General features: G+C 73.3%; 19 protein-coding genes and 1 tRNA gene. 5 read left to right on the forward strand and 15 right to left on the reverse strand.

The window, feature by feature from the left end:
- Positions 1-42 precede the first annotated feature (42 nt).
- On the forward strand, positions 43-615 hold the full coding sequence (locus IE99_RS0117945) for a peroxiredoxin-like family protein (RefSeq protein ID WP_030171709.1): 573 nt from the start codon (positions 43-45) through the stop codon (positions 613-615).
- On the opposite strand, the gene IE99_RS0117950 is transcribed toward IE99_RS0117945, so the two are convergent.
- The 5 genes from IE99_RS0117950 to IE99_RS0117970 form a co-directional block, all read right to left on the reverse strand.
- Positions 609-1580 (reverse strand): aldo/keto reductase, encoded by a 972-nt coding sequence (locus IE99_RS0117950; RefSeq protein WP_030171712.1) that lies wholly within the window; start codon positions 1578-1580, stop codon positions 609-611. The two genes, IE99_RS0117945 and IE99_RS0117950, sit on opposite strands and share 7 nt — an antisense overlap.
- A gap of 92 nt (positions 1581-1672) precedes the next feature.
- Positions 1673-2506 (reverse strand): helix-turn-helix transcriptional regulator, encoded by an 834-nt coding sequence (locus IE99_RS0117955; RefSeq protein WP_245623249.1) that lies wholly within the window; start codon positions 2504-2506, stop codon positions 1673-1675.
- A gap of 17 nt (positions 2507-2523) precedes the next feature.
- A complete protein-coding gene (locus IE99_RS0117960) occupies positions 2524-3708 on the reverse strand; it encodes a CaiB/BaiF CoA transferase family protein (RefSeq protein ID WP_030171717.1) in 1185 nt (394 codons plus the stop codon).
- Positions 3709-3711: 3 nt separating this feature from the next.
- Entirely contained in the window at positions 3712-4887 is a 1176-nt protein-coding gene (locus IE99_RS0117965; RefSeq protein ID WP_030171719.1) for an acyl-CoA dehydrogenase family protein, read from the reverse strand.
- Positions 4884-5579, reverse strand: a complete 696-nt coding sequence (locus tag IE99_RS0117970) for a GntR family transcriptional regulator (protein ID WP_051712676.1) — start codon at positions 5577-5579, stop codon at positions 4884-4886. The genes IE99_RS0117965 and IE99_RS0117970 overlap by 4 nt, the downstream gene beginning before the upstream one ends.
- Positions 5580-5634: 55 nt before the next feature.
- Between IE99_RS0117970 and IE99_RS0117975 the strand changes: the two genes are divergently transcribed.
- Positions 5635-6786 (forward strand): acyl-CoA dehydrogenase family protein, encoded by a 1152-nt coding sequence (locus tag IE99_RS0117975; RefSeq protein ID WP_030171725.1) that lies wholly within the window; start codon positions 5635-5637, stop codon positions 6784-6786.
- Here the strand turns inward: IE99_RS0117975 and IE99_RS0117980 are convergent.
- The 8 genes from IE99_RS0117980 to IE99_RS0118015 form a co-directional block, all read right to left on the reverse strand.
- The gene (locus IE99_RS0117980) at positions 6783-7592 is read right to left on the reverse strand and encodes an HTD2 family dehydratase (RefSeq protein ID WP_030171728.1); all 810 of its coding nucleotides are present in this window, start codon (positions 7590-7592) and stop codon (positions 6783-6785) included. The genes IE99_RS0117975 and IE99_RS0117980 overlap by 4 nt on opposite strands.
- A gap of 36 nt (positions 7593-7628) precedes the next feature.
- Positions 7629-8783 carry an acetyl-CoA C-acetyltransferase gene (locus IE99_RS0117985; protein WP_030171731.1) on the reverse strand — a complete coding sequence of 385 codons (1155 nt, stop codon included), beginning with the start codon at positions 8781-8783 and terminating at the stop codon, positions 7629-7631.
- A gap of 23 nt (positions 8784-8806) precedes the next feature.
- On the reverse strand, positions 8807-9424 hold the full coding sequence (locus IE99_RS0117990; protein WP_030171734.1) for a TetR/AcrR family transcriptional regulator: 618 nt from the start codon (positions 9422-9424) through the stop codon (positions 8807-8809).
- Between the two features lie 7 nt (positions 9425-9431).
- A complete protein-coding gene (locus IE99_RS0117995; protein ID WP_051712678.1) occupies positions 9432-10247 on the reverse strand; it encodes an SDR family oxidoreductase in 816 nt (271 codons plus the stop codon).
- A gap of 66 nt (positions 10248-10313) precedes the next feature.
- Positions 10314-11501, reverse strand: coding sequence for an acyl-CoA dehydrogenase family protein (locus IE99_RS0118000; protein WP_030171740.1), 1188 nt, complete (start codon positions 11499-11501; stop codon positions 10314-10316).
- A 34-nt stretch (positions 11502-11535) separates the two neighbouring features.
- Positions 11536-12819, reverse strand: coding sequence for a glycosyltransferase (locus tag IE99_RS0118005; protein ID WP_245623250.1), 1284 nt, complete (start codon positions 12817-12819; stop codon positions 11536-11538).
- Positions 12803-15688, reverse strand: coding sequence for a bifunctional glycosyltransferase/CDP-glycerol:glycerophosphate glycerophosphotransferase (locus IE99_RS0118010; RefSeq protein WP_030171745.1), 2886 nt, complete (start codon positions 15686-15688; stop codon positions 12803-12805). The genes IE99_RS0118005 and IE99_RS0118010 overlap by 17 nt, the downstream gene beginning before the upstream one ends.
- A gap of 212 nt (positions 15689-15900) precedes the next feature.
- Positions 15901-17790 carry a SpoIIE family protein phosphatase gene (locus tag IE99_RS0118015; protein ID WP_245623251.1) on the reverse strand — a complete coding sequence of 630 codons (1890 nt, stop codon included), beginning with the start codon at positions 17788-17790 and terminating at the stop codon, positions 15901-15903.
- Positions 17791-18050: 260 nt separating this feature from the next.
- Between IE99_RS0118015 and IE99_RS0118020 the strand changes: the two genes are divergently transcribed.
- A tRNA-Pro gene (locus tag IE99_RS0118020) sits at positions 18051-18124 on the forward strand.
- 115 nt (positions 18125-18239) lie between these two features.
- Here the strand turns inward: IE99_RS0118020 and IE99_RS0118025 are convergent.
- The gene (locus IE99_RS0118025) at positions 18240-18593 is read right to left on the reverse strand and encodes a hypothetical protein (RefSeq protein WP_030171751.1); all 354 of its coding nucleotides are present in this window, start codon (positions 18591-18593) and stop codon (positions 18240-18242) included.
- Positions 18594-18658: 65 nt separating this feature from the next.
- Between IE99_RS0118025 and IE99_RS0118030 the strand changes: the two genes are divergently transcribed.
- Positions 18659-20110 carry a hypothetical protein gene (locus IE99_RS0118030; RefSeq protein ID WP_157610365.1) on the forward strand — a complete coding sequence of 484 codons (1452 nt, stop codon included), beginning with the start codon at positions 18659-18661 and terminating at the stop codon, positions 20108-20110.
- Entirely contained in the window at positions 20107-21234 is a 1128-nt protein-coding gene (locus IE99_RS0118035; RefSeq protein WP_157610366.1) for a hypothetical protein, read from the forward strand. Before IE99_RS0118030 ends, IE99_RS0118035 begins: the two co-directional genes overlap by 4 nt.
- On the opposite strand, the gene ligA is transcribed toward IE99_RS0118035, so the two are convergent.
- Complete coding sequence (gene ligA, locus IE99_RS0118040; RefSeq protein ID WP_030171758.1) at positions 21191-23344, reverse strand: NAD-dependent DNA ligase LigA; 2154 nt, start codon at positions 23342-23344, stop codon at positions 21191-21193. The two genes, IE99_RS0118035 and ligA, sit on opposite strands and share 44 nt — an antisense overlap.
- Positions 23345-23394: the final 50 nt, after the last annotated feature.

A 23394-nucleotide genomic window follows, 5' to 3' on the forward strand; every position in this document is an offset into this window, starting at 1 on the left:
CCATCGTAAGCGTATGCCGTACACCTACAGGAGGCCGCCCTCATGCATCTCGTCACCGGATCCGACATCCCGGCACGGGACCTGACCCCCGTCAACGCCGCACCGATCACGATCCCCGCCCCCGGACGGCTCGTCCACCTGCAGTTCCGCCGCTTCGCGGGCTGCCCGATCTGCAACCTGCACCTGCGGGCGTTCACCGTCCGGCACGCCGAACTGGAGGCGGCGGGCATCACCGAGGTCGCCGTGTTCCACTCCCCCGCCGAGGAACTCGCGGGGCACGTGGACGACCTGCCGTTCCCCGTGATCGCCGATCCGGGCAAGGCGCTCTACCGCGAGTTCGGCGTGGAATCGTCCCGCCGCTCCCTGCTCGATCCGCGGGCGTGGCCGGGGATCGTCCTCGGCGTCCTGCACGGCACATGGCGGCTGCTGCGCGGACGCGGGAAACTCCCGGCCAGGAGCCCGGCGGGCGGACGGCTCGGCCTGCCCGGCGACTTCCTCATCGCCCCGGACGGCCGCCTGCTCGCCGCGAAGTACGGCGAGCACGCCAACGACCAGTGGAGCCTCGACGAGGTCCTCGCCCAGGCGGCGCGGAACCCCGCCCCCTCCGCTCAGTAACGGTTCCCGACCGCCGCCGGGACGGCGTCCAGCGCGGCCAGGTCCTGCTCCGTGAGGACCAGGGAGGCGGCGTCCGCGTTCTCACGGAGGTAGCGGGACTTCTTCGTGCCCGGGATCGGGATGACGTGGTCGCCCTGCGCGAGCGTCCACGCGATCGCCACCTGGGCCGGCGTCGCACCGTGCCGTGCCGCGACCGCTTCGGCGACCTCGACGATGCGGCGGTTCGCCTTCAGGGCGTCCTCCTGGAAACGGGGATTGCCGCCCCGGTAGTCGGTGTCCTCGAAGTCGCCGGTGACCTTCCCGGTGAGGAAGCCGCGGCCGAGCGGGGAGAACGGCACGAACGCGGCCCCGTGGGCGGCGCACCAGCCGACGACGTCGCCCGACTCCAGGACGCCGCCGGGCACGCCCTGCGCGTCCCGCGTCCAGAGCGACAGCTCCGACTGGATCGCCGCGACCGGGTGGATCGCATGCGCCTCCGCCGCCTCCGCGACGGACACCTCGGAGAGGCCGAGCCGCCGCACCTTGCCCTCGGCGACGAGGTCCGCCATCGCGCCCCACGAGTCGGCGAGCGGCACCGCCGGGTCGACGCGGTGCAGGTAGTACAGGTCGATCACGTCGGTGCCGAGGCGGCGGAGGCTCTCCTCGGCGGACGTCCTCACCAGCTCGGGCGTCGCCTTCCGATCGATCCGCCAGGCGGCCGCGTCGGCGAGGACCAGGCCGGTCTTCGTGGCGACGACGGCCTCGTCGCGGCGGCCCGCGAGCGCCCGGCCGACCAGGGTCTCGTTGTGGCCGTTCCCGTACACCTGCGCGGTGTCGATGAACGTCACGCCGAGGTCCAGGGCCTCGCGGATCAGCGCCACGGACGCGTCGTCGTCCCGCTCCGACTCGCCGTACGCCCAGCTCATGCCCATGCATCCGAGCCCGACCGCGCCCACGGGGCGGCCGGCGAACTCACGGGTCCTCATATCGTTTTCGGTCATGCCACGATGCTGCCGGACCGCCGGCCCGGCTGACAGACTCCGTTGATCCGGGGTCCGCCACCACCACCCTCGCGGGCTCAGCCCGCCCTGGACAGCGGTGCGCCCGCCAGCCGCGCGAGCCGTTCGACGGATCCGGTGCCGGGCCGCGGGTTGTACAGCACCATCTGGTCGCCCGGCCGCTCGGGCAGCGGCAGCAGCGTCGCCTCGAGGACCAGCAACCCCACCTCCGGATGCAGGATCGCCTTCACCGTCCGGGCGGGCACGCTCACCTCGTGCCGGGACCACAGCTCGGCGAATTCGGCGCTCGCGGCGCACAGGTCCGCGATGAGGCGGTCGTACTCCGGGTCGTCCGGATGGCGGGCCGCGTCGGCGCGGAAGCGGGCCACGACGCCCGGCGCGGCCGCCGCCCAGTGCTCGAGAACGGACCGGTACCGCGCATTGGTGAAGAAGGTGACCAGGCAGTTGTGGTCGGTGTCGCCGTACCCGAACACGTCCTTGGCCGCGTCGTTGAGCGCGACGAAATTCCAGTGCCGGTCACGGACGTACCCGGGGCGCGGCGACCACGCGTCCAGGACCCGCTGGAGTTCCGGAGCGACCGGCACGGCCGGGACCGGGTCGCGGCGCGGCGGGTTGAGGCCCGCGAGGAGGTAGAGGTGCTCGCGTTCCGCGCCGTCCAGCCGCAGCGCCCGGGAGATCGCGTCCAGGACGTCCGCGGACACGGTGATGTCGCGGCCCTGTTCCAGCCACGTGTACCAGGACACTCCGACGCCGGCGAGGACGGCGACCTCCTCGCGGCGCAGCCCCGGCGTGCGGCGCCGGCCGCCGGGGGGCATCCCGACGTCGGCGGGCGTGAGGCGGGCGCGGCGGATCCTCAGGAAGTCGCGCAGCTCGGCGCGGCGGCGATCGGACACGGAGCCCACGCTACCCGTCAGCCGACGGCGCCGGAGGCGCGGAGGCGCGCGATCTCATCGGGCCCGCGGCCCAGTTCGTGGAGGACGGCGTCGGTGTGCTCACCGAGGGCCGGGATCGGGTCCATGCGGGCTTCGGCGTCCGCGAACGTGATGGGCGGCAGGAGCGCGCGCAGGTCACCGGCCGGGGAGCCGACCTCGCGCCAGCGGCCGCGCGCCGCGAGCTGCGGGTGCGCGATGAGGCCGTGGACGTCGTTCAGGGAGGCGTTCGGGACGCCCGCCTCGTCCAGACGGCGGGTCAGCTCCCCGCGGGTCAGCCGGGACGTGGCGGCGGCGACGAGCGCGTCCGTCTTCTCCCGGTTACGGGTGCGGGCCCGGTTCGTCGCGAACTCCGGGTCGGTGACCAGGTCGGGACGGTCCAGGACGCGGGTCGCGAGCGCCGCCCAGCCCCGGTCGTTCTGCACCCCGATGACGACGTCCTCACCGGACGCGGTGGGGTACGCGTCGTACGGCGCGATGACCGGGTGCGCGAGGCCCGTGCGGGGCGGCGGCTCACCGGTGTAGAGCGCCGTGTACATCGCCTGGCCCATCCATTCGGCGACCGCGTCGAACATCGCGACCTCGATCGACGCGCCCTCACCCGTCGTCCCGCGCCGGACGAGCGCGGCGAGGACGCCCGAGAACGCGTACATCCCGGCGGCGATGTCGGCCAGCGGGGCGCCCGCCTTCACCGGCGAGCCGGGCGTCCCCGTCACGGAGACGATGCCGGTCTCGGCCTGGACGAGCATGTCGTAGGCCCGCCTGCCGCGGTACGGGCCGTCCGAGCCGTAGCCGGACAGGTCCACGACGATGAGCCGGGGATCGCGTGCGCGCAGCGCGTCCGCCCCGAACCCGAGGCGGGCGGCGGCGCCCGGCGCGAGGTTCTGCAGGAACACGTCGGCGCGCGAGACGAGGTCGTCGAGGACCGCCCGGCCCTCGTCCCGCTTCAGGTCGAGGGCGACCGACTCCTTCGACCGGTTCAGCCAGGCGAAGTGGGTCCCGAGGGCGCCGCGGACGCCGGTGTCGTAGGCGCGGGCGAAGTCGCCGCCGTCGACGCGTTCGACCTTGATGACGCGGGCGCCGAGGTCGGCGAGCTGCCGGGACGCGAAGGGCGCCGCGACGGCCTGTTCGAGCGCCACGACCGTGACCCCGTCGAGCGGACGCAACGATCAGCCCTCCAGCAGCCGGCGGCCGATGATCATCTTCTGGATGTCGGCCGTGCCCTCGCCGATGAGGAGCATCGGCGCCTCGCGGTAGAGGCGCTCGATCTCGTACTCCTTGGAGTAGGCGTAGCCGCCGTGGATGCGGAACGCGTCCTCCACGACCTCCTTGCAGTACTCGCCCGCCAGGTACTTCGCCATGCCGGCCTCGAGGTCGTTGCGCTCGCCCCCGTCCTTGCGGCGGGCGGCCATCACCATCATCTGGTGGGCGGCCTCGACCTTCGTCGCCATCTCCGCGAGCCGGAACAGCACGGCCTGGTGCTCGACGATCGGCCTGCCGAACGTCTCGCGCTGCCGGGCGTAGCCCAGGGCGAGCTCGTAGGCGCGGCGGGCGACGCCGCAGCCCCGGGCGGCGACGTTCACGCGGCCGACCTCGACGCCGTCCATCATCTGGTGGAAGCCGCGCCCGGTGGTCCCGCCGAGGATCTGCCCGGACGGGATCCGGAACCCGTCGAACAGCAGCTCGGTCGTGTCGACGCCCTTGTAGCCCATCTTCTCGATCTTGCCCGGGACGGTGAGGCCGGGCGCGACCTCCCCGAAGCCGGGCTCCTTGTCGACGAGGAACGTCGTCATGCCGCGGTGGCCCGCGTCCGGATCGGTCTTCACGAGCGTCGCGACGAGGTTCGCGGACGCGCCGTTCGTCAGCCACATCTTCTGGCCGGTGATGACGTGGTGGCCGCCGTCCGGGACGGCCCGGGTCGTGATCGCGGCGACGTCGGAGCCGCAGCCGGGCTCCGACATCGAGAACGCGCCGCGGATCTCGCCGGTCGCCATCTTCGGCAGGTAGCGCGCCCGCTGCGCCGGCGTGCCGTGGTGGGTGATCATCCAGGCGACGATGAAGTGCGTGTTGAGGATGCCGGACACGCTCATCCAGCCGCGCGACAGCTCCTCCACGGCCAGGGCGTAGGTCAGCAGCGACTCCCCGAGCCCGCCGTGCTCCTCGCCGATCATGAGACCGAACAGGCCGAGGTCCTTCATCCCGTCCACGATGGCCTGGGGGTAGGCGTCGGCGTGCTCGAGCGCGGTCGCGACCGGAAGGATCTCCTTCTCGGTGAACGCCCGGACGGTCCCGAGGATCTCGCGCTGCTCGTCCGTGAGGCCGTGGGTCTGCTGGAGCCTGCTCACCGTTCTCCCTCCGTATTTTTTATATGATCCGCCCAGAATCCCCGCTCCTCGAGATGGAGCACGAGCAGGACGCCCGCATGCCATATATGCGCCCGCATCGCCTCGCGGGCGGCGGCCGCCTCCCCGTCCCGCAGCGCGGTGAGGATCATCCGGTGGTCGTCCACCGACGCCTGGCTCCAGCCCTGGATCGTGGCGTAGAAGCGGCGCGGCGCGTAGCGGGCGACGGTCTGGAGCAGCCACGCCATCTTCGGGGAGGCGGCGCACAGGTTGATCGTCCGGTGGAACCGGTGGTTGGCCCGCTCGATGGCCTCGGGGTCCGCGTCCTCGGAGGCCCGGACGAGCTGGGCCTGCGTGTGCTCCAGGCGCTCCAGCTCCGGCGCGGTGATCTTCTCGGCGGCACGGGCGGCGAGCTCTCCCGCGAAGTAGGACTGGGACTGGAAGAGATCGTGCACGTCGCGCTTCGACAGGGGCGCCGGCATGAAGCCGCGGCGCGGCTCCAGCGTCACGAACCCCTCGGCGCGCAGCGCGAGCAGCGCCTCGCGGACGGGGGTGACGCTGATCCCGAGATCGTCGGCGACCCGTTCCAGCCGGAGGAACTCCCCGTGCCGGACCTGACCCGACATGATGAGGTCCCGGATGTACGCGGCGACCTCGTCGCTCAGCTGGCGCCGCCGTCCCAGATCACCCGCCATACCGGCACGCTATCAAATATATGAAATATGATCGCCGGGAGGTGAGGGAGGACCCATGTACGGGTTGAGCGATGAGGAACGGGCCGTCGTCGAGGTCGTCGCGGACTTCGTCGACCGGGAGGTCCGTCCGGCGGCCCGGGATCTGGAGCACGCCGGCACGTACCCCGAGGCGCTGATCGGCCGCATGAAGGAGCTCGGCGTCTTCGGCTTGGCGGTGCCCGCGCCCTACGGGGACGCCGCCGTCTCCAAGACCTGCTACGCCCTGGTCACCGAGGAGCTGGCGCGCGGCTGGATGACCCTCGCCGGCGCGTTCGGCGGCCACACCGTCGTCTCGCACCTGATCGCGACGTTCGGTACCGACGAGCAGAAGGACCGGTACCTCCCCCGGATGGCGACCGGCGAGCTGCGCGCCACGATGGCGCTGACCGAGCCGTCCGGCGGATCCGACCTGCAGGCGATGCGGACGACCGCGCGCCGCGACGGCGACCGGTACGTCGTGGCCGGCGCCAAGATGTGGATCACCAACGCGCGGACGTCCGGGCTGATCGCGCTGATGTGCAAGACGGACCCGTCCGCCGAGCCGCGGCACAGGGGGATCAGCATCCTGCTGGTGGAGAAGGGCCCCGGTCTCACCGTCTCCCGCGACCTCCCGAAGCTCGGCTACAAGGGCGTCGAGAGCTGCGAGCTGGTGTTCGACGGTTACGAGGCGCCGCTCGGCGCCGTCCTCGGCGGCGTGGAGGGGCGCGGGTTCGCGCAGATGATGCGGGGCCTCGAGGTCGGCCGCATCCAGGTCGCGGCGCGCGCGCTCGGTGTCGGCCGGGCCGCGCTGGAGGACTCCCTCCGGTACGCGCAGGAGCGGGAGGCGTTCGGGAAACCGATCTGGCGGCACCAGTCGATCGGCAACTACCTCGCCGACATGGCGACGAGCCTGCGGGCCGCGCGCCTGCTCACCCTGGACGCCGCCGCGCGGCTGGACGCCGGGGAGCGCTGCGACATGGAGGCGGGCATGGCGAAGCTGTACGCGTCCGAGGCCGCGATGCGGATCGCGCTCGACGCCGTCCGGATCCACGGCGCGGCCGGGTACTCGACCGAGTTCGACGTCGAGCGCTACTTCCGCGACGCGCCCCTCATGATCGTCGGTGAGGGGACGAACGAGATCCAGCGGAACGTCATCGTCAAGCAGCTCATCGAGCGCAACCGGATCTAAGGGGCGAACGCCGCGGTCATCGCCGTGACGCCGCCGGGCGCCTCGACGGACAGCGTCCCGCCCGGCGAACCGGCGACGACGAACGGCCGCCCCGCGTGGACGGGCCTGCTGGCCCGGAACGACAGCTCCCGCACCCGCACGCCGGCCCGGCGCGGGAGTTCCATGCAGAGGATCGCGAGCAGCGGGCCGTGCACGACGAGCCCGGCGTGCCCTTCGACCCGCGTCGCGTACGCCTCGTCGTAGTGGATGCGGTGGGCGTTGTACGTCAGCGCGCTGAAACGGAACAGCAGCACCGGGTCCGCCGTGACGGGCAGCGTCCACGGCGCGTCGACGACGGGTGCGTCGAGCGTGGCCTCCGCCGGAGGCGGCGCGGCGTCGCCACTGCGGTAAACGAGGTCCTGCTCCTCCACGGCGAGCACGGTCCCGTCCCGCAGGAACGTGTGCCGGACGGTGACGAACAGCAGCTCGCCGCTGCGCCCGCTCTTCACGGCCGTGGACGCGAGTTCCGCGCGCCGGGTGACGGTGTCGCCGATCCGCAGCGGCTCCCCGCACCGGAACCGGCCGCCCGCGAACATCCGCCGCCGCTCGGGAAGGGGCGGGAGGAACCGGCCGTCGCGGGGATGCCCGTCCGCCCCCAGCTCCCGCTGGGCCGGACGTTCGAGGAAGTGGAGCCACTGCCAGAGCGGCGGCAGCTCCTCCCCCGCCGGCTCCACGTCGAGGACCCCGGCCAGCGCCGCCGCCGGCCCGGCGGCGATGGTCTCCGTCGTCTCGTCCGGCTCCGGCGCCCAGCCCGTGATGTCGATCATCGGACGATCATCGCACCGGGCGCCGGGCGGGCGGGGTCAGAGGCGCTCGATGACGGTGACGTTGGCCTGGCCGCCGCCCTCGCACATCGTCTGCAGGCCGTAGCGGCCGCCGGTGCGCTCCAGCTCGTGCAGCAGCGTCGTCATCAGGCGGGCGCCGGTCGCGCCGAGCGGGTGGCCGAGCGCGATCGCGCCGCCGTTCGGGTTGACCTTCGCCGGGTCGGCGCCGGTCTCCTTCAGCCACGCCAGCACGACGGACGCGAACGCCTCGTTGATCTCGACGGCGTCGATGTCGCCGATCGTCATGCCGGTCTTCTTCAGCGCGAACGCGGTGGCGGGGATCGGCGCGGACAGCATCCGGATCGGGTCCTCGCCGCGCGCCGAGATGTGGTGGATCCTGGCGCGGGGCGTGAGCCCGTGGTCCCTCACGGCCTGCTCGGACGCGATGAGCAGCGCGGCGGAGCCGTCCGAGATCTGGGACGACAGCGCCGCGGTGAGCCGGCCGCCCTCGACGAGCGCCTTCAGCCCCGCCATCTTCTCCAGGGTGGTGTCGCGCCGCGGCCCCTCGTCGGTGGTGACGCCTTCCAAAGGGACGATCTCCCGCTCGAACCGGCCCTCGTCGATGGCGCGGAGCGCCCGCTGATGCGACTCGTAGGCGAACCGCTCCATCTCCTCCCGGGAGATGTCCCAGTCGGCGGCGATCTGCTCGGCGCCCGCGAACTGCGAGACCTCGCGGTCCCCGTACCGGGCCCGCCAGCCCTTGGACCCCGCGAACGGGCCCTCGGTGAAGCCGAGCGGCTCGCCCGCCAGCATCGCGTACGAGATGGGGATCTGCGACATGTTCTGCACGCCGCCCGCGACGACGAGGTCGGACGTCCCGGACAGGACGGCCTGCGCCGCGAAGTGCACCGCCTGCTGGGACGAGCCGCACTGGCGGTCGACGGTGACACCGGGGACCTCCTCGGGGAGGCCGGCGGCCAGCCAGCAGGTGCGCGCGATGTCCCCGGCCTGCGGGCCGACGCTGTCGACGTTGCCGAACACGACGTCCTCGACGGCGGCGGGATCGACGTCCACCCGGTCCATCAGCGCCTTCAGCACGTGGGCGCCGAGGTCGGCGGGATGAACGCCGGCGAGCCCGCCCTTCTTGCGCCCGACCGGCGCGCGGACCGCGTCGACGATGTAGGCCTCGGCCATGATGTCTCCTTCTGCCAGGGGGCTCAGCTCGCCTGGATCCCTTCCAGGACCATGGCGAGGTACTGCTTGGCGATGTCGTCGGCGGACAGGCGCCCGCCGTGCTGGTACCAGTTCGCCGCGACCCAGACGGTGTCGCGGACGAACCGGTAGATGAGGACCAGGTCGAGGTCGGAGCGGAACTCCCCCTCGCGGACGCCGCGCTCCAGCAGCGCCAGCCACATCTCCTCGAACCGCCGCTGCGAGTCGAGGAGGTAGCGGAACCGCTCGGAGTTCGCGAGGTGCTTGGACTCGTTCTGGTAGAGCACGACGGCGGGCCGGTGCCGGTCGATCGACCGGAACGACTCGACGATGATCGCCTCGAGGGTGTCGCGGGCGCCCAGCCCCGCCGCGAGGACCCGGTCGTAGGACGCCCACATCTCGTCCAGGAACGTCGACAGGATCTCGTCGGCCATCGACTCCTTGGAGTCGAAGTGGTAGTACAGGCTGCCGCCGAGGATCCCGGCCGCGTCGGCGACCTTCCGGATCGTGGTGGCGGAGTAGCCCTGGGAGGCGAACACCTCGGCCGCCGCGGCGAGCAGCTCGGCCCGCCGCTCCGCGCGGGCCGCGGCGGTGCCCTCGGCGTCGCGCCGTCGTGGACTCATGGGATTCCTAAGCGTGCTGGGACGAGACGGAGACGACCTCGCCCGTCATGTACGAGGAGTAGTCGCTGGCCAGGAAGACGATAACGTTGGCCACCTCCCACGGCTCCGCGTACCGCCCGAACGCCTCGCGGCGGGTCAGCTCGTCCAGCAGCTCCGCCGAGGTCACCTTGACCAGGTGCGGGTGCATGGCGAGGGACGGCGACACCGCGTTGATCCGGACGCCGAACTCGGCGGCCTCCAGCGCGGCGCACCGCGTGAGCGCCATGACGCCGGCCTTCGCGGCGGCGTAGTGCGACTGCCCCTTCTGCGCGCGCCAGCCGATGACGGACGCGTTGTTGACGATGACGCCGAAGCCCTGGTCGCGCATCAGCCGCAGCGCGGCGCGGGTGCACCGCATGGTGCCGTTGAGGGTGATGTCGAGGACGCGGTCCCACGTCTCGTCCGGCATGTCGACGAGGTCGTCGGTGCCGCCGAGGCCCGCGTTGTTCACGGCGACGTCGACGCGTCCGAACCGCTCGACGCCGAGCCGGTACAGCGCCGCCACCTGCTCCTCGTCGGTGACGTCGCAGGCCAGCGCGGCGACACGGTCGGCGCCGAACTCCTTCTCCAGCTCCGCGGCGGACGCGGCGAGCCGCCGCTCGTGCGCGTCGGACACGAGGACCCGCGCGCCCTCCTCCAGGCAGCGCCGGGCGGTCGCGCCGCCGATCCCGGCCCCCGCGGCGGCGGTGATGACGACCGCGCGATCCCTCAGCAGCCCGTGACCGGGCACGTACGGTGGCGGAGCCGTCCTCGAACCGCCGTGTTCATGATCGCGCTCGGTCATTCGCCCGTCCTCACTCGTTCCCTCGCCGCTCTGGGCCGACGGTCGCGCTCGGTCCTCGTTCGTCCCTCACTCGTTCCCTCGCCGCTCGCGAGGCAGGCCGAGCACGCGCTCGGCGATGATGTTCCGCTGGATCTCGTTGGAGCCGGCGTAGATGGTGTCGGAGCGCGTGAACAGGAACAGCCGCTGCCACTCGCTCAGGTCGTAGGGCTCACCGTCCGCGATCAGTCCGGCGGCGCCGAGGACGTCCATGGCCAGCTCGCCGAGATCGCGGTGCCAGGTGCCCCAGACGAGCTTGGAGATGGACGACTCGGGACCGGGCGCCCCGGAGGTGACCCCCGCCATCGTCCGGACCGCGTTCAGCCGCATCACCTCGAGCCCCAGGTAGGAGCGGGTGAGGCGGTCGCGCATGAGCGGGTCGTCGATGGCACCGGTGCGGCGCGCGAGCCCGATGACCGCGTCCAGCTCCCGGCGGAACCCGACCTGCTGGCCGAGGGTCGCGACACCGCGCTCGAAGCCGAGCGTGGCCATCGCGATCTTCCAGCCCTCGCCTGGCGCGCCCACGATGTGGGACGCGTCGGCGCGGGCGCCGTCGAAGAAGACCTCGTTGAACTCGGACGTGCCCGTCATCTGCACGATGGGCCGGATGTCCACGCCCTCCTGGCGCATCGGCACGAGCAGGTACGACAGGCCGTGGTGCCGGGACGAGCCGGGCTCGGTGCGGCAGACGACGAAGCACCAGTCGGACTCGACGGCGTTGGACGTCCACACCTTCTGCCCGTCGACGACCCAGTGGCCGTCGCGGAGCTCGGCGCGGGTCTGCACGTTGGCGAGGTCGGACCCGGCGTTGGGCTCGGAGTAGCCCTGGCACCACATCTCCTCGACCGCCACGATCGGCGGCAGGAAGCGGGCCTTCTGCTCGTCGGTGCCGAACGCGATGATCGTCGGGCCGAGGAGGTTCTCGCCGATGTGGTTGACGCGGGCCGGCGCGTCGGCGAGGGCGTACTCCTCGTTGAAGATGACCTGCTGCTCCAGGCTCGCGCCGCGGCCGCCGTGCTCGACCGGCCAGCCGACGCAGGTCCAGCCCGCGGCGGCCATGTGCCGCTCCCAGGCCAGCCGCTCCTCGAACGCCTCGTGCTCGCGGCCGGGGCCGCCCTTGCCGCGGACGTGCGCGAACTCGCCGGTCAGGTTGGCCGCGAGCCAGTCGCGGACCTCGGCGCGGAAGGCGCGGTCCGCCGGGGACTCGTTCTGGTTCACGCCACGAACTCTACCAAACGGTTGTTAGAAAGAATCACCCGCCAGGTGCTGGCTCCGCCGCCGGGCGTCCCGGGGTCCGCGTCACGGCGCGTCCGGCCACCGGCCGCTCCGGGGCGCGCGACCCGCCGAACGCGGACGGGCGGTCCCTGTGCAGGAGGTCGAAGAGGCGGTCCCAGCGCGCCAGCACGGCGTCCGGCGCGAACCGGCCGGCGGACACCCGGGCCTTCGCGCCCAGTTCCCGGCGCAGCTCCGCGTCGTCCATGAGGCGCGCCAGCTCCCGCGCGAACGCGACCGTGTCGCCCGGCGGGACCAGCAGCCCGCCGCCCGCCGGGTCCCCGATCAGCGCCCGCACGCCCGGCGCGCAGTCGAACGCCACCGTCGGCCGCCCGTACGCCATGGCCTCCAGCACCGACATGGGCAGGCCCTCGGCCCGCGACGGCAGCGCGAACACCGACGCCTCCGCCAGCGCCGCGCCCACATCGTCGATGACGCCGCGGAACTCGACCGACCCGCCGGCCGCCGCCAGCTCGCGCAGCGCCTCCTCCTCCGGTCCCGCCCCGTACAGGCGCAGCCGCCAGTCCGGCCGGCGCGGCGCGACCCGCTCCCACGCCTCCAGCATCAGGTCGACGCCCTTCTCGTAGGACAGGCGGCCGACGCACGCGACGACCGGCCCGCCCGCCCCCGGTTCCCCGGCCGGCGCGATGTGCAGCGGATTCGGGATGTGGTCCACGCCGGTCATGCCGTCGCGCGCCCAGGCGTCGGCGTCCTCCTCGGTGAGCACCACCATCCGGTCGACGCCGGCGTAGAGCTCCTTCACCCGCCGGTACCGCGACGACGCGCGCGTCGCCGCGTACGACTCGTGGCTCATGCCGATGACGCGCATCCCGGACGTGTCGGCGCGCCGCACCCACTCCATCGCCCACACCTGCGCCGCGATGACGACCGTGCCGGGCCCGGACGCGTCCAGCAGCCGCGACAGCCGCTCCGCGCCCTGCCGCTGGACCCGGTCACGCCAGGCGTCCCGGGCGCGGGCCGCGACGTCCATCCGCCCCCGCAGCGTGCCGGGCCGGTGGGCGAGCGCGGGCGGGCGCCACGGGTCGTGCAGCGTCCGCACCCGGTACGAGCCGTCGCGGTCATGGTGGTGCGGGTCGTCCACGGTGGTCACGCCGACGAGCGTGACGCGGTCGCCGCGTCCCGCGAACATGCGGGCCAGCCGGTGCGCCCACCGCTGGACGCCGCCCATGCCGTCGACGTTGTTGGCGACGATGACGATGGCGCGCGGCGCACCGGGCCGGCCGGGATCAGGCTGTGCGGGCACGTTCGCTCCCCCCGAAGTAGCGGTCGACGACCGTCCGCGCCGCCGTCCCGCGGTCGTGCTCGCCGAACCGGGCCGCGAAGGCGCGGCGGCGCCCGGCGTACGCGGCGCCGAGCTCGTCCAGCCGGCCGAGCGCCGCGATCAGCTCGTCCTCCGTGCGGGTGATCGGGCCGGGCGCGTGCAGCGGCAGGTCGAAGTATCCGGAGCCGAGGACGTCCTCGTCCGGGACGTGCAGGACGATCGGACGGTCCAGCAGCGCGTAGTCGAACATGACGGACGAATGGTCGGTGACGAGCGCGTCGGCCAGCAGCAGCAGCGGCGTCACGTCCGGCACGTCCCCGACGTCCCGCATGACCGCGCCCGCCGACGGCGGCACGGGCGTCATACGGGTCAGGTAGTGCGGCCGGACGAGCAGGATCAGCTCGCCGCCCAGCTCGCGGGCGAGCCGCTCGGGATCGAGGGGCGGGTCGACGCGGCGGATCGGACGGCCGTCCGGCCCCTTCCGGAACGTCGGCGCGTACAGCACCACGCGGCGCCCGTCGTCCACCAGGCCCAGCGAGCGGCGCAGCGCGGCGACCTCGTCCGCCAGCTCCGGATCGCCGTCCACGCCGTTGACGAGCGGGTCGTTGCGCGGGTACCCGGCGGGCACCAGCTCGCCGCGCACCCCGAGCGCCGACGCGAGCGTCCGGACGTCGTGACCGGACCGGACGAGGAAGCAGTCCCAGCGGCCGACCATCCGCTCCAGCCGGGCGCGCTCCGACCTCGGGCCCGCCTTCATCGCCGGCTGGTCGCGGCCCATCCGCTTGTACGCGGACCCGTGCCAGGTCTGGATGTAGGTGGTCTCGTCCCGCTTGCGGAGCCCGTCGGGGAACCCCTGGTTGTCGACCCAGAACGCGGCGCGCGCGAGCGCCAGGTAGTACGGCCACGACCCCCGGCGGACGAGCTTCGCGTCGCCAGGGAAGCCGCGCGGCGACGACGCGTACGACCACACCGCCCGCACCGGCCGCCCGGACCTGCGCAGCTCCCGGTACAGGTACTTCGGGCTGTCGGAGTACTGCGCGCCGAGATGGCTCTCGAACACCACGAGGTCCCGCCGGACGGGCAGCCGGGTCAGCACCCGGTTGAACACGGCCTGCTTCGTCTCGCGGGACGTGAACAGCTCGCGCGCCCTGTGCCGGACCGCGCGGATCCGCCGCCACGCCCGCCGCCCCGCCGGACTGTAGGCGGCCCGGTACACGGCGGCGCGGGCGAGCCGCGTCCACGGCCTGTGGCCCTCAAGGCCGAACGCGAGGTGCCCCCGGTCGGTGACGTAGGAGCGCATCCGGTCGGCGGCGAGCCGGGTCATCCGGGGCCGGACCGGCACCGCGACCCCGGCCAGCGGCGGCGCGCCCGGCCCCTCCCCGGGCCGCGTGATCATCTCGTCGCCGTCGACGTCGACGCGGAGCCGCACGTCCCAGACGGGGTCGATGAACCCCCACGGCCGGACGCGCCGCCGCGGGTCGAAGTCGGCCCGCCACGTCAGATGGTCGCCGTCGTGCTCGATGGCGGCCGGGATCCTGCCGATACGGGCGGGCCGCCGGCGGTCGTAGAACTCCAGGGTCGCGCCGAGGTCGGCGTCCGGCGCCACCCGGTCCAGCGGGTTGAGGACGCGCCCCGCCATCTGGACCCGGCCGCGCCGCACGTCCAGCCGCGTCACGGTGTTGCCGGGGCTGATCTCGCGGAGCGGCCGCTGGTGGAAGCCGAAGTCGGTGACGTCGAGGACGCGGCGGGCGGCCTCGTCCTGCGGGCGTCCGTCCGCCGTCGCCCAGAAGACCCGCCCGTCGCGCTCGGTCAGGGGGGTGCGCAGCTCGGGGCGGCGGCCGATCCCGCACTCGGCGGCCGCCAGGGCGCCCGCGTGGTCGCCCGCCCGGATCTGGAACGCCGCGATCCCGGCGAGGCGGTTCGCCCGCTCGAACACCTCCGGGTCCAGTTCGGACAGGTAGGCGGCAGCGAGGTCCAGGAACCGCGCCCGGTACAGCGGGTCGCGTCCCCGGAGCTCCCGCAGGTAGAGCAGCAGGTCATGGTTGATGAACTTGGCGTCCTTCGCCCGCTGCGGCTCGTCCGCGCCGTGCCGGGCGAACAGCGCGTCGATGCGCCGGTGGATCTCCAGCCGGTCGGCGAAGTTCGCGAGCTCGGCCCGCCGGTTCGAGATCGACGGCGTCCCCGCCTCCCGCTCGACGAGCCAGTCGTAGACGCGGTGCGGGATCACGGCCGTCCGGCCGGACCGGAGATACGCCTCGGCGGTGAACAGGAGGTCCTCGTAGTGGAGGTCCTCGGTGAACGCGAGCCCCTTGTCCTCCAGGAAGCCGCGCCGGTACGCCTTGTTCGTCGAGAGCGTGTCGTACAGCAGGTCGGTCTTCTCCGTCAGCGAGCCGTACACGGCACTGCGCTCGTACAGCCACGGGTACCAGGGGCGCTCCCGGCCCGTCGTGCCGTGCGGGCGGTCCAGGATCACCCGGGTGCACAGGCCCGACACCAGGTCGGCGCCGGTCTCCTCGGCGGCCGCGACGAGGTTCAGGCAGGCGTGCCGGTCCAGCAGGTCGTCGCTGTCGAGGAACATCACGTACCGGCCGTCCGAGCGCTCCACGCCGACGTTGCGGGGGCGGCCGCAGCCGCCCGAGTTCTCCGCCAGCCGCATCGCCCGCACCCGGCCGGGGTACGCGGCGGCGAGCCGCTCGGCGACACGGCCCGTGCCGTCGGTGCTGGCGTCGTCGACGATCACCGCCTCCACCGAGTGGAGGGACTGGGCGAGCACGGAGCCCACCGCGCGCGGCAGCCGCCGCGCGTCGTTGTAGGCGATCACCACCACGCTGACATCCGGACGCGTGCGCATGGGCCCCCCTTCCCACTCCCCTTCGGGAACTGCCAGGGATTCCTTTCCAGGGAGGCCCCGTAGAGGTCCAAGTGCAATCAAAGGTCGTCAATGGATCGGATTACCCAATATTCACACTCAGACCACTGAAAGCGACAGATGCCGCATGCCGGACATAGTGCGGCAGGCGTGAAGGACCGGCTCTACCTGGGCGAACACCCGCGACCGGGCGACTATTCGACGCGGACGGCGAACAGCGTGGTGTCGTCGGCGGCCCGGTCGTGCTCCATCCGGGCCAGCACCTCGTCCAGCAGGAGCCCCGGACCGGACGAGCATTCCCGCAGGATGCCGGTCAGCCGCCCGATCTGCTCCTCCAGATCGGCGTCCCTGCGCTCCACCAGCCCGTCCGTGTACAGGAAGATCAAGTCACGGGGCCGCAGCGGCGTCGTCACCGTCGCGTAGTCCCACCCGGCCACCGCACCCAGCATCGGGTCCGGCGTGTACGGCAGCGGCGTGACGTCGCCGTCCCGCAGGAGGATCGGCGGCGGATGCCCGGCGCACGTCCACTCGATCACCCGCCGTCCCGGCTCGAACTGCGCGACGACCGCCGTGCCCGTCGCCGGCGGATCCATGTTCCCGACCAGGTCGTTCAGCCACCCGACCAGCCGGCCGGGCCGCTCCCCCGTCCGGGCGAGCCCGAGCAGGCCGTTGCGGGTCCGCGCCATCGCGGCCGCCGCCGGCAGCCCGTGCCCAGCCGCGTCCCCGATCGCGACGAGCGCGCGCCCGTCGTCCAGGACCCCCGTCGCGAACCAGTCCCCGCCGATCCGCGCGACGCTCTCCGCCGCCAGGCTGCGGATCGCGATCCGCAGCCCCGGCAGATCCTCCAGCTGGTCCACGTCCGGCAGGATCGCCCGCCGCAGCGTCACCGCGACCCGCCGCTCCTCCGCCGTCCGCGCCCGCTGCCGCAGCACCTGCCTGCGCGTCTCCGCCAGCGCCCGCTCGATGCCCCGCCGCCGCGTGATGTCCTGCGACACGATGTTGATCGAGACCGGCAGCCCCGCGTCGTCCAGGACCGGCTCCGCGAACACCCACAGGTTCCGGAGCCGCCCATCCGGCCCCACCACGCGGTGCTCGGCCTCCACCGGCTCCCGCCGCGAGAAGAGGGTCTGGACCGCCTCCTCCACCACCGGGACGTCCTCCTCCAGCACGACCTTCGGCAGGTCGTGCGGCATCGGCGGCGCCCCGTCCGGGTCCAGTCCGTAGTTCGCGAGCATCTGCGGCGTCCAGTCCGCCTCGTCCGTCCCGAGGTCCCACTCCCCGAACCCCATCGACGCGAGCCGCTCCGCCATCTCCAGCCGCCGCGCCCGCCGGTCCTCCTCCCGGTGGTAGCGCCACGTCAGGCACACCCCCGTCGGCACCCGCACGCACCGCACGCTCGTCCGGGACGACCGCGACAGCCCGCCCTGCGCCGTCGAGTACATGATGTCCCGCCCCAGCGGCCGTCCGCTCTCCAGCACCGCGACGTACTCGTCGAACAGCCCGGTGAGCGCCGCCCCCGGATCCGTCCGCAGCAGCCGCCGCCCCGTCAGCTCATCCCCGCCCCGCCCGAACAGGTCGTGCGCCACCTCGTTGAACGCCGCCTGCAGGAAGTCCACGACCCGCCCGTCGGCCCCCCGGACCGGCACCAGATGCACCGCCGAGTCGAGCGACCCGTCCAGGACGGCACGCGCCTGCGGATCGTCGGGCAGCCCCGCGAGCATCTCGGCGTCCCCCGCGGTGCTCTCCGCGAGCACCCGGCGCAGCACGTCCTCCGCCTCCGACACGACGGCCCGCCGCCGCCCCGCCACCCGAGGCGGCCGCCGCTCCGCGACGACGCCCCCGCCCTGCCCGGCCCCGATGTCCGTCACCACGAGCGCCGCCACCTCGGCGAGCTCCATCTCCAGGTCCCGCGCCAGCCAGATCAGATGCTGCAGCGCCTCCCCCGGCGGCACCCCGAGCCGCCGCGCCAGCACCACCCGCGCCTCGGACAGGACGGCCCGGTCATGCGCGGCGCCCCGCACGTCCTTCAGCCGCGGCATGGCCGCGTGCACACCGGACGGCACCCCGTCCTCCGCATCCGCCACGCGGCCCTCCCCTCCGGCGACGCCCGCACCCGAGAGAAGAAAGGTACATACGCCAGCGAAGGGCGAATCCCATCCCCTTCATCTGCAGTCCAGACCTTTGCCGGACTTTTCGCTAAGCCCCGGCCCGTTGCCCACCGCGCGCCCGCCGCTTGGCCGGACCCCGACCCGGCACCCCGCCGCGCGCCGCCCGCCACCCCGTTTCCCGGTACGCACGACCCTCGGGACTGCGCTACAGTAATCACGCCTGCTGCGGCGGGCACCGGGACGTAGCGCAGTTTGGCAGCGCACTTGACTGGGGGTCAAGGGGTCGTGGGTTCAAATCCCGCCGTCCCGACAGCACGACAAGCCCTGTCGACCATGGAGTTCATCCAGGTCAGCAGGGCTTTTGTGTACGCCCCCACGGGTGGTCATGGTGGAGCTGCGCAGAAGGGCCTGGCCCAGTGCCCTCGCTATTCGGCGGAGCGGAAATAGCGGCGGGCGGGCGCCCGGCATGCAAGCACGAGGATGACCAACGGGACGATGAGCCCCAGCACCCCGGCGGGGTCGTCGTTCGCGACACGGCCGAGCTGCCAGAACACGTAGAGGATCTCCAGAGCCAGGATCGCCCCCCACAGCCACCGGGACGGCCGGCGCGCGATCGCCAGCCCCGCGAGGACTCCGGCCGCGGCGGGCACCGTGACCGCCAGCGCCACCCCGAACCCGCGGGCGCCGCCGACCGCGAACCCCGCGTCGAGAGCCGCCATCACCGTGAGCCCGGCGGCGACGAAGAGCAGCACCCGGACGGCCCGCACCGAACTCGGCATCACACGATATGCGGGCACAGCGCCCCTCGCCTTCCCGACCACGACATCGTCGGCGTCGAATCCTAATGCCCCGGCCCGGCCCGGAGAAGAACCGGGCCCGAACACCGGACGTCCACCGCCTCGAATCCGGGCGACCAGAGGAGGAGGCAGAAAAGCGTTCCCCGATTAGGCCCAGGGGCCCTGGTTCTGCCCATTTCCGCACCCATACGGTCCGCTGCGGAGGTGACCGCCAGGTGATCCGCATGTCCGGCCGCGGACGGCCCCCGCAACGGCCCGATCGCGGTGAAGGCCCGGTGAGTTATCTGGCCGTCATTCTGCTGCTCGCCGTCATCGCCGGCTCCGTCGTCGTCACGGGTGTCTCGGACAGGGTCGTCAAGGGCGTCGAATCCGCGATATGCGAGGTGACGAGCGGAAAGAAATGCCAGGAGGACGGCAACGGGACGGCACCGGGACCCGGCCCGGTGGCCGGCCGGCCGTCGCCCGGCCCCACCACGGCGCCGCCCGGCACCGGGAGCACGCCCCCGCCCAAGCTCAAGGACACCGCCACCGGGGTCACGCAGGGGAAGCCCGACAACGGCAACTGCTACGAGTGGCTCGACTGGCTCTGCGCCGGGGTGGACGGCCTGCGGCTCGGCACGGTGGACGCGGGCAAGGACATCTGGGACGGGGTGACGTTCGCGGGCTGTCTCCTGCACATCTGCAGCCATGACGGCTTCAAGAGCAACTGGGGCAGTATCGGGGCGCTCTTCACCACCAATCCGGTCACCACCGCGAGCACGATCTGGGACGAGGCCACGAAACCCGTCCGCGACGACTGGAACAACGGGCACAAGGTCCGGTCCGTCTTCCGCGCCATCCCCTCGGCACTCGGCACCATCTTCGGCGGCAAGGGCCTCACCAAACTGAAATACCTCGGCGGCCGGAAGAAACCGGACGGCGAAGGCGGTGACAAACCGGAGCCGAGACCGTCGCCGACCGGCGCCACCCCCGCGCAGATCAAGGCGATCCTCGGCCGTATCGGCGAACCGTCGGGGGTGTTCGTCCCGGGGCGCGGGCACGAACTCCCCTACACATCGCCACCGACGGTCCGCGTCATCAAACCGGGTTCTCCGCTCGATCTCGGCACGCTCGATCCGTCGAAGACCTATCTGTGGCTCGTCGATCCGCAGGGGAATTTCCGCGTCGCGCCGGAAACCAGTCCGGAGTACGGCTCGCTCTTTCCGAAGCGGAACGGCAACGCCCTCAAGCACGGTGACCTCGCGGCCGGTGCGGACGGTGCGCCCACGGGCGGTCCCTTGCGCCCGCCCGCCCGGATGGGCGGCGAGCTGAAGGCGGAGCTCGGTCCCGACGGGAGGCCCACCGGGCGGTGGCTGCTGGACGACAATTCGTCCTACGCTTTCCCCAACACCCGGCTCGATGGCAGGAGCCTGGGAGAACCGGAGCTGCGGGCGGTGCACGACCTGCTCGGCACGACCGGAACGGACACCTCCAAGATCGTGGTGAGTCCCCGACGATGATGAGCTCTCCCGCGGGTCCCGCGCCGGTGTACTCGGCCGGTGACCGGGCGGCGCTGCGCGACCTCGGGCCCACGGCCGCCGCGCGCCTCGTCCGGTCGCTGTGCGAGCGCGTCGAGCGGGACGACCCCGCCTACGGCGACGACCGCCTGATCTCCGTCGGGATGATGCTGTCGGGGGCGCCGCACGGTGCGGCTTCGGCGGCCGTCGTTGACTGGTTCGCGGAGGGCCCCTCGCCCGCACGGTCGGAGACGGCGTGCGCGCTGCTGCGCGGCCTGTGGTTCCGCCGGGGCACCGCGCGGTGCTCCGACGACGGGATCGTCCGGCTCGTCGAGGGACATCGGGGCCTGGCGCTCGGGGACGCGGCGGCGTGGGATCTGGCGCGGACCCTGTTCCGTGCGGCGGTGTGCGGCACGGATCACGCCCCCGCCGTCGTGGACCTGCTGTGGGACGCCGTCGGCGGGCAGGGGCGGGACCGGCTCCGGGCGCTGGCCGACACGGGCGGCGCGCTGCTGACCTATCCGGAATGGCGGGCGCTCTCGCTGCTGCACCTCGCGGAGCATCACACCGTCCTCGGCACGCTCGGCGAGCCCGCGGTCGCGCTGCTGGTCGAGGAGGTCGGTGAGCGCTTCGCGCGGGCTCATCCCGGCCACGACGCGGAGGAGCTGAGCTCGTTCGGCGCCGCGCTGGCGAACGCCCGGCCGGGCCACCGTGCCGCCGGGCACGTGCTCGCGTGGCTGGAGGCCGGGCCGTCCCCCGTCCGGCTGGAGATCGCGAGTGTCCTGCTCAGCCTGCTGTGGGCCCGCCCGGTCGCCGGGGCCGGACGCGACGATCAGGTAGCGCGGTTCCTCGATGCGGGGGACCGCTTCCGGCACGAGCCGGAGGAGTGGAGCGACGAGGCGGAGTACCACTTCGCGAACGCGCTGGTGTTCGCCGCCGGGCCGGAGTCCGGCGCGGCGCTCGACGCCCGGATCCGGCGGGAGTTCGACACGGCGACGGCCCGGCTGCCGGGCGTCATGGGCGACGTGCTCCGGGGACGGCTCGCCGCGCGCGCTGAGCGGCGGGAGCCGTCCCCGTCGCGGCTCACAGGTGGTCGGCCACCAGGTCGGCGAACTCCTCCGGGGTGATGACGCGGACGCCGAGCTTCTCGGCCTTCGCCTTCTTGGAGCCGGCCTTCTCGCCCGCGACCAGCAGCGCCGTCTTCGCCGAGACGGAGGAGGACGCCTTGCCGCCCGCGCGCTCGACGAGCTCGTTCATCTCGTTGCGGGACAGGTCGGCCAGCGGACCGGTCATCGAGCCGGTGACGACGACGGACATGCCCGCCAGCGGACCGTCGCCCGCCGTGGCCGCGGCGGCGGCCTCCTCCGGGTCGGCCCCGGCCGCCTCCGCCGCCTCGGCGGCGGCCTGGGCGACGGCGGCGCGTTCGGCGGGGGTGGTCGCGCCCGGTTCGGTCATGTTCACGCCGGCGGCGACCAGCTTGCCGATGAGGGGGGCCAGCTCCTCCAGTTCGGCGACCAGGACGGGCGCCTTCTCGGGACCGATGCCGTCGACCTCCTGGAACGCCTCGGCGTCGGCGGCGCGGATCTCGTCCATGGTGGCGAAGTGCCGGGCGATGCGCCGCGACATCGACCGTCCGGTGCCGCGGACGCCGAGCGCGCAGAACACCTTGTTGAGCGGCTTGCCCTTGGCGGCCTCGATCGCGGCCAGCAGGTTGTCGGTGCTGGTCTCCCCCATCCGCTCCAGGCCGAGGATCTGCTCGCGGGTCAGGGTGAACAGGTCGGCGAAGTCGGTGATGAGGCCGGCGGAGACGAGCTGGTCGATGATCTTCTCGCCGAGGCCCTCGATGTCGAGCTGGTCGCGTCCCACCGCGTAGCGGATCGACGTGACCGCCGTGCACGCGCGGCCCTTGACGCAGCGCCACCGCTTCTGGGAGTCGTCGATGGTGTCGCCGCAGTTGGGGCAGGAGGACGGGATCTCGATCGGCGTCTCGGCGCCGGTGCGCAGGTGGACGACCGGCGCCTCGACCCGCGGGATGACGTCGCCCGCGCGGTGCACCATGACCGAGTCGCCGATCATCAGGCCGCGGCGCTCGATGTCTCCCGCGTTGTGCAGGGTCGCGTAGGTGATCTCGACGCCGTCGACCTTCACCGGTTCCAGGACGGCGCGGGGGGCGATGATGCCCGTCCGGCCGACGTTCCACTCCACCGCGAGCAGCTTGGTGATCTTCTCGACGGCGGGCAGCTTGTAGGCGATCGCCCAGCGCGGGGCGCGCGAGGAGAACCCGGCCTGCTGCTGGTCCAGGGCGGCGTCGGCCTTGACCACGATGCCGTCGATGCCGAACTCCAGGGTGCCGCGCAGGGCGGCGATCTCCTCGACCCGCCGCTGCACCTCCTCGACGGTGCCGGCGGTGGTGCCGGCGACGGGCGTGGCGGCGGTCGTCTGGACGCCCCATGCGCGCACCACGTCCATGATCTCGCTGTGCGGGAGGGTGCGCAGCCGCTCGGCCGTCGGCTCGTCCGTGCCCGCGCCGAACCCCGCGTCGGCGGACAGCGGCAGCGCCCCGTACCCGAAGAAGGTCATTTCGACCTTGTAGGGGCGGTCCTGAGCGCGCAGGGACCCCGCCGCGGCGCTGCGCGGGTTCGCGAACGGCGTGCCGCCCGCCTCGACCCGCGCGGCGGTGGCGGCCTCGAACTGCGCGGTCGTCATGAGGATCTCGCCCCGCACCTCGACGGTGACCGGGGACTCCAGCCGGCGCGGCAGCCCCAGCACGCTGTCGATGCCGTGGCTGACGTCCTCGCCGGCCGCGCCGTCGCCGCGCGTCACCAGCTGCACCAGGCGCCCGTCCCGGTAGCGGGCCGAGATCGCCAGGCCGTCCAGCTTGGGCTCCACGCTCCACCGCTCGACCGGACGGCCCAGCCGCCGCTCCAGCCCCGCCGCCCAGGACGCCAGCTCGTCCGCGCTGAAGGCGTTGTCGAGGCTCAGCATGGGGACGGTGTGCGGCACGTCGCCGACCACCGCGCCGCCCGCCACCTTGCCGGTCGGCGACTCCGGCAGCGTCCGCCCGGGATGGGCCCGCTCGTAGGCGGCGATGGCCCGCACCAGGCGGTCGAACGCGTCGTCGTCGAGCGGGGAGTCACCGTCGCCGTAGTAGGCGGCGGACGCCGAGACGGCGGTCTGGACGGCGGCGGCGTAGGCGGCCTCGTCGGCGATGTTCACGGCGGCAGCGGCTTGCGTCATGCTCTGATTCTCCCGCCCGCCACCGACAATCCGGGGCACGCGGTCCCGCG

Source organism: Spirillospora albida, from assembly GCF_000718255.1.
Classification (GTDB): Bacteria; Actinomycetota; Actinomycetes; order Streptosporangiales; family Streptosporangiaceae; genus Spirillospora; species Spirillospora albida.

Coding starts and splice junctions, on each gene's coding strand:
- IE99_RS0117945 (WP_030171709.1), top strand. CDS start 43: ATGCATCTCGTCACCGGATCCGACATCCCGGCACGGGACCTGACCCCC.
- IE99_RS0117950 (WP_030171712.1), bottom strand. CDS start 1,580: ATGAGGACCCGTGAGTTCGCCGGCCGCCCCGTGGGCGCGGTCGGGCTC.
- IE99_RS0117970 (WP_051712676.1), bottom strand. CDS start 5,579: ATGGCGGGTGATCTGGGACGGCGGCGCCAGCTGAGCGACGAGGTCGCC.
- IE99_RS0117975 (WP_030171725.1), top strand. CDS start 5,635: ATGTACGGGTTGAGCGATGAGGAACGGGCCGTCGTCGAGGTCGTCGCG.
- IE99_RS0117980 (WP_030171728.1), bottom strand. CDS start 7,592: ATGATCGACATCACGGGCTGGGCGCCGGAGCCGGACGAGACGACGGAG.
- IE99_RS0117985 (WP_030171731.1), bottom strand. CDS start 8,783: ATGGCCGAGGCCTACATCGTCGACGCGGTCCGCGCGCCGGTCGGGCGC.
- IE99_RS0117990 (WP_030171734.1), bottom strand. CDS start 9,424: ATGAGTCCACGACGGCGCGACGCCGAGGGCACCGCCGCGGCCCGCGCG.
- IE99_RS0117995 (WP_051712678.1), bottom strand. CDS start 10,247: ATGACCGAGCGCGATCATGAACACGGCGGTTCGAGGACGGCTCCGCCA.
- IE99_RS0118010 (WP_030171745.1), bottom strand. CDS start 15,688: ATGCGCACGCGTCCGGATGTCAGCGTGGTGGTGATCGCCTACAACGAC.
- IE99_RS0118025 (WP_030171751.1), bottom strand. CDS start 18,593: ATGCCGAGTTCGGTGCGGGCCGTCCGGGTGCTGCTCTTCGTCGCCGCC.
- IE99_RS0118030 (WP_157610365.1), top strand. CDS start 18,659: ATGCCCCGGCCCGGCCCGGAGAAGAACCGGGCCCGAACACCGGACGTC.
- IE99_RS0118035 (WP_157610366.1), top strand. CDS start 20,107: ATGATGAGCTCTCCCGCGGGTCCCGCGCCGGTGTACTCGGCCGGTGAC.
- ligA (WP_030171758.1), bottom strand. CDS start 23,344: ATGACGCAAGCCGCTGCCGCCGTGAACATCGCCGACGAGGCCGCCTAC.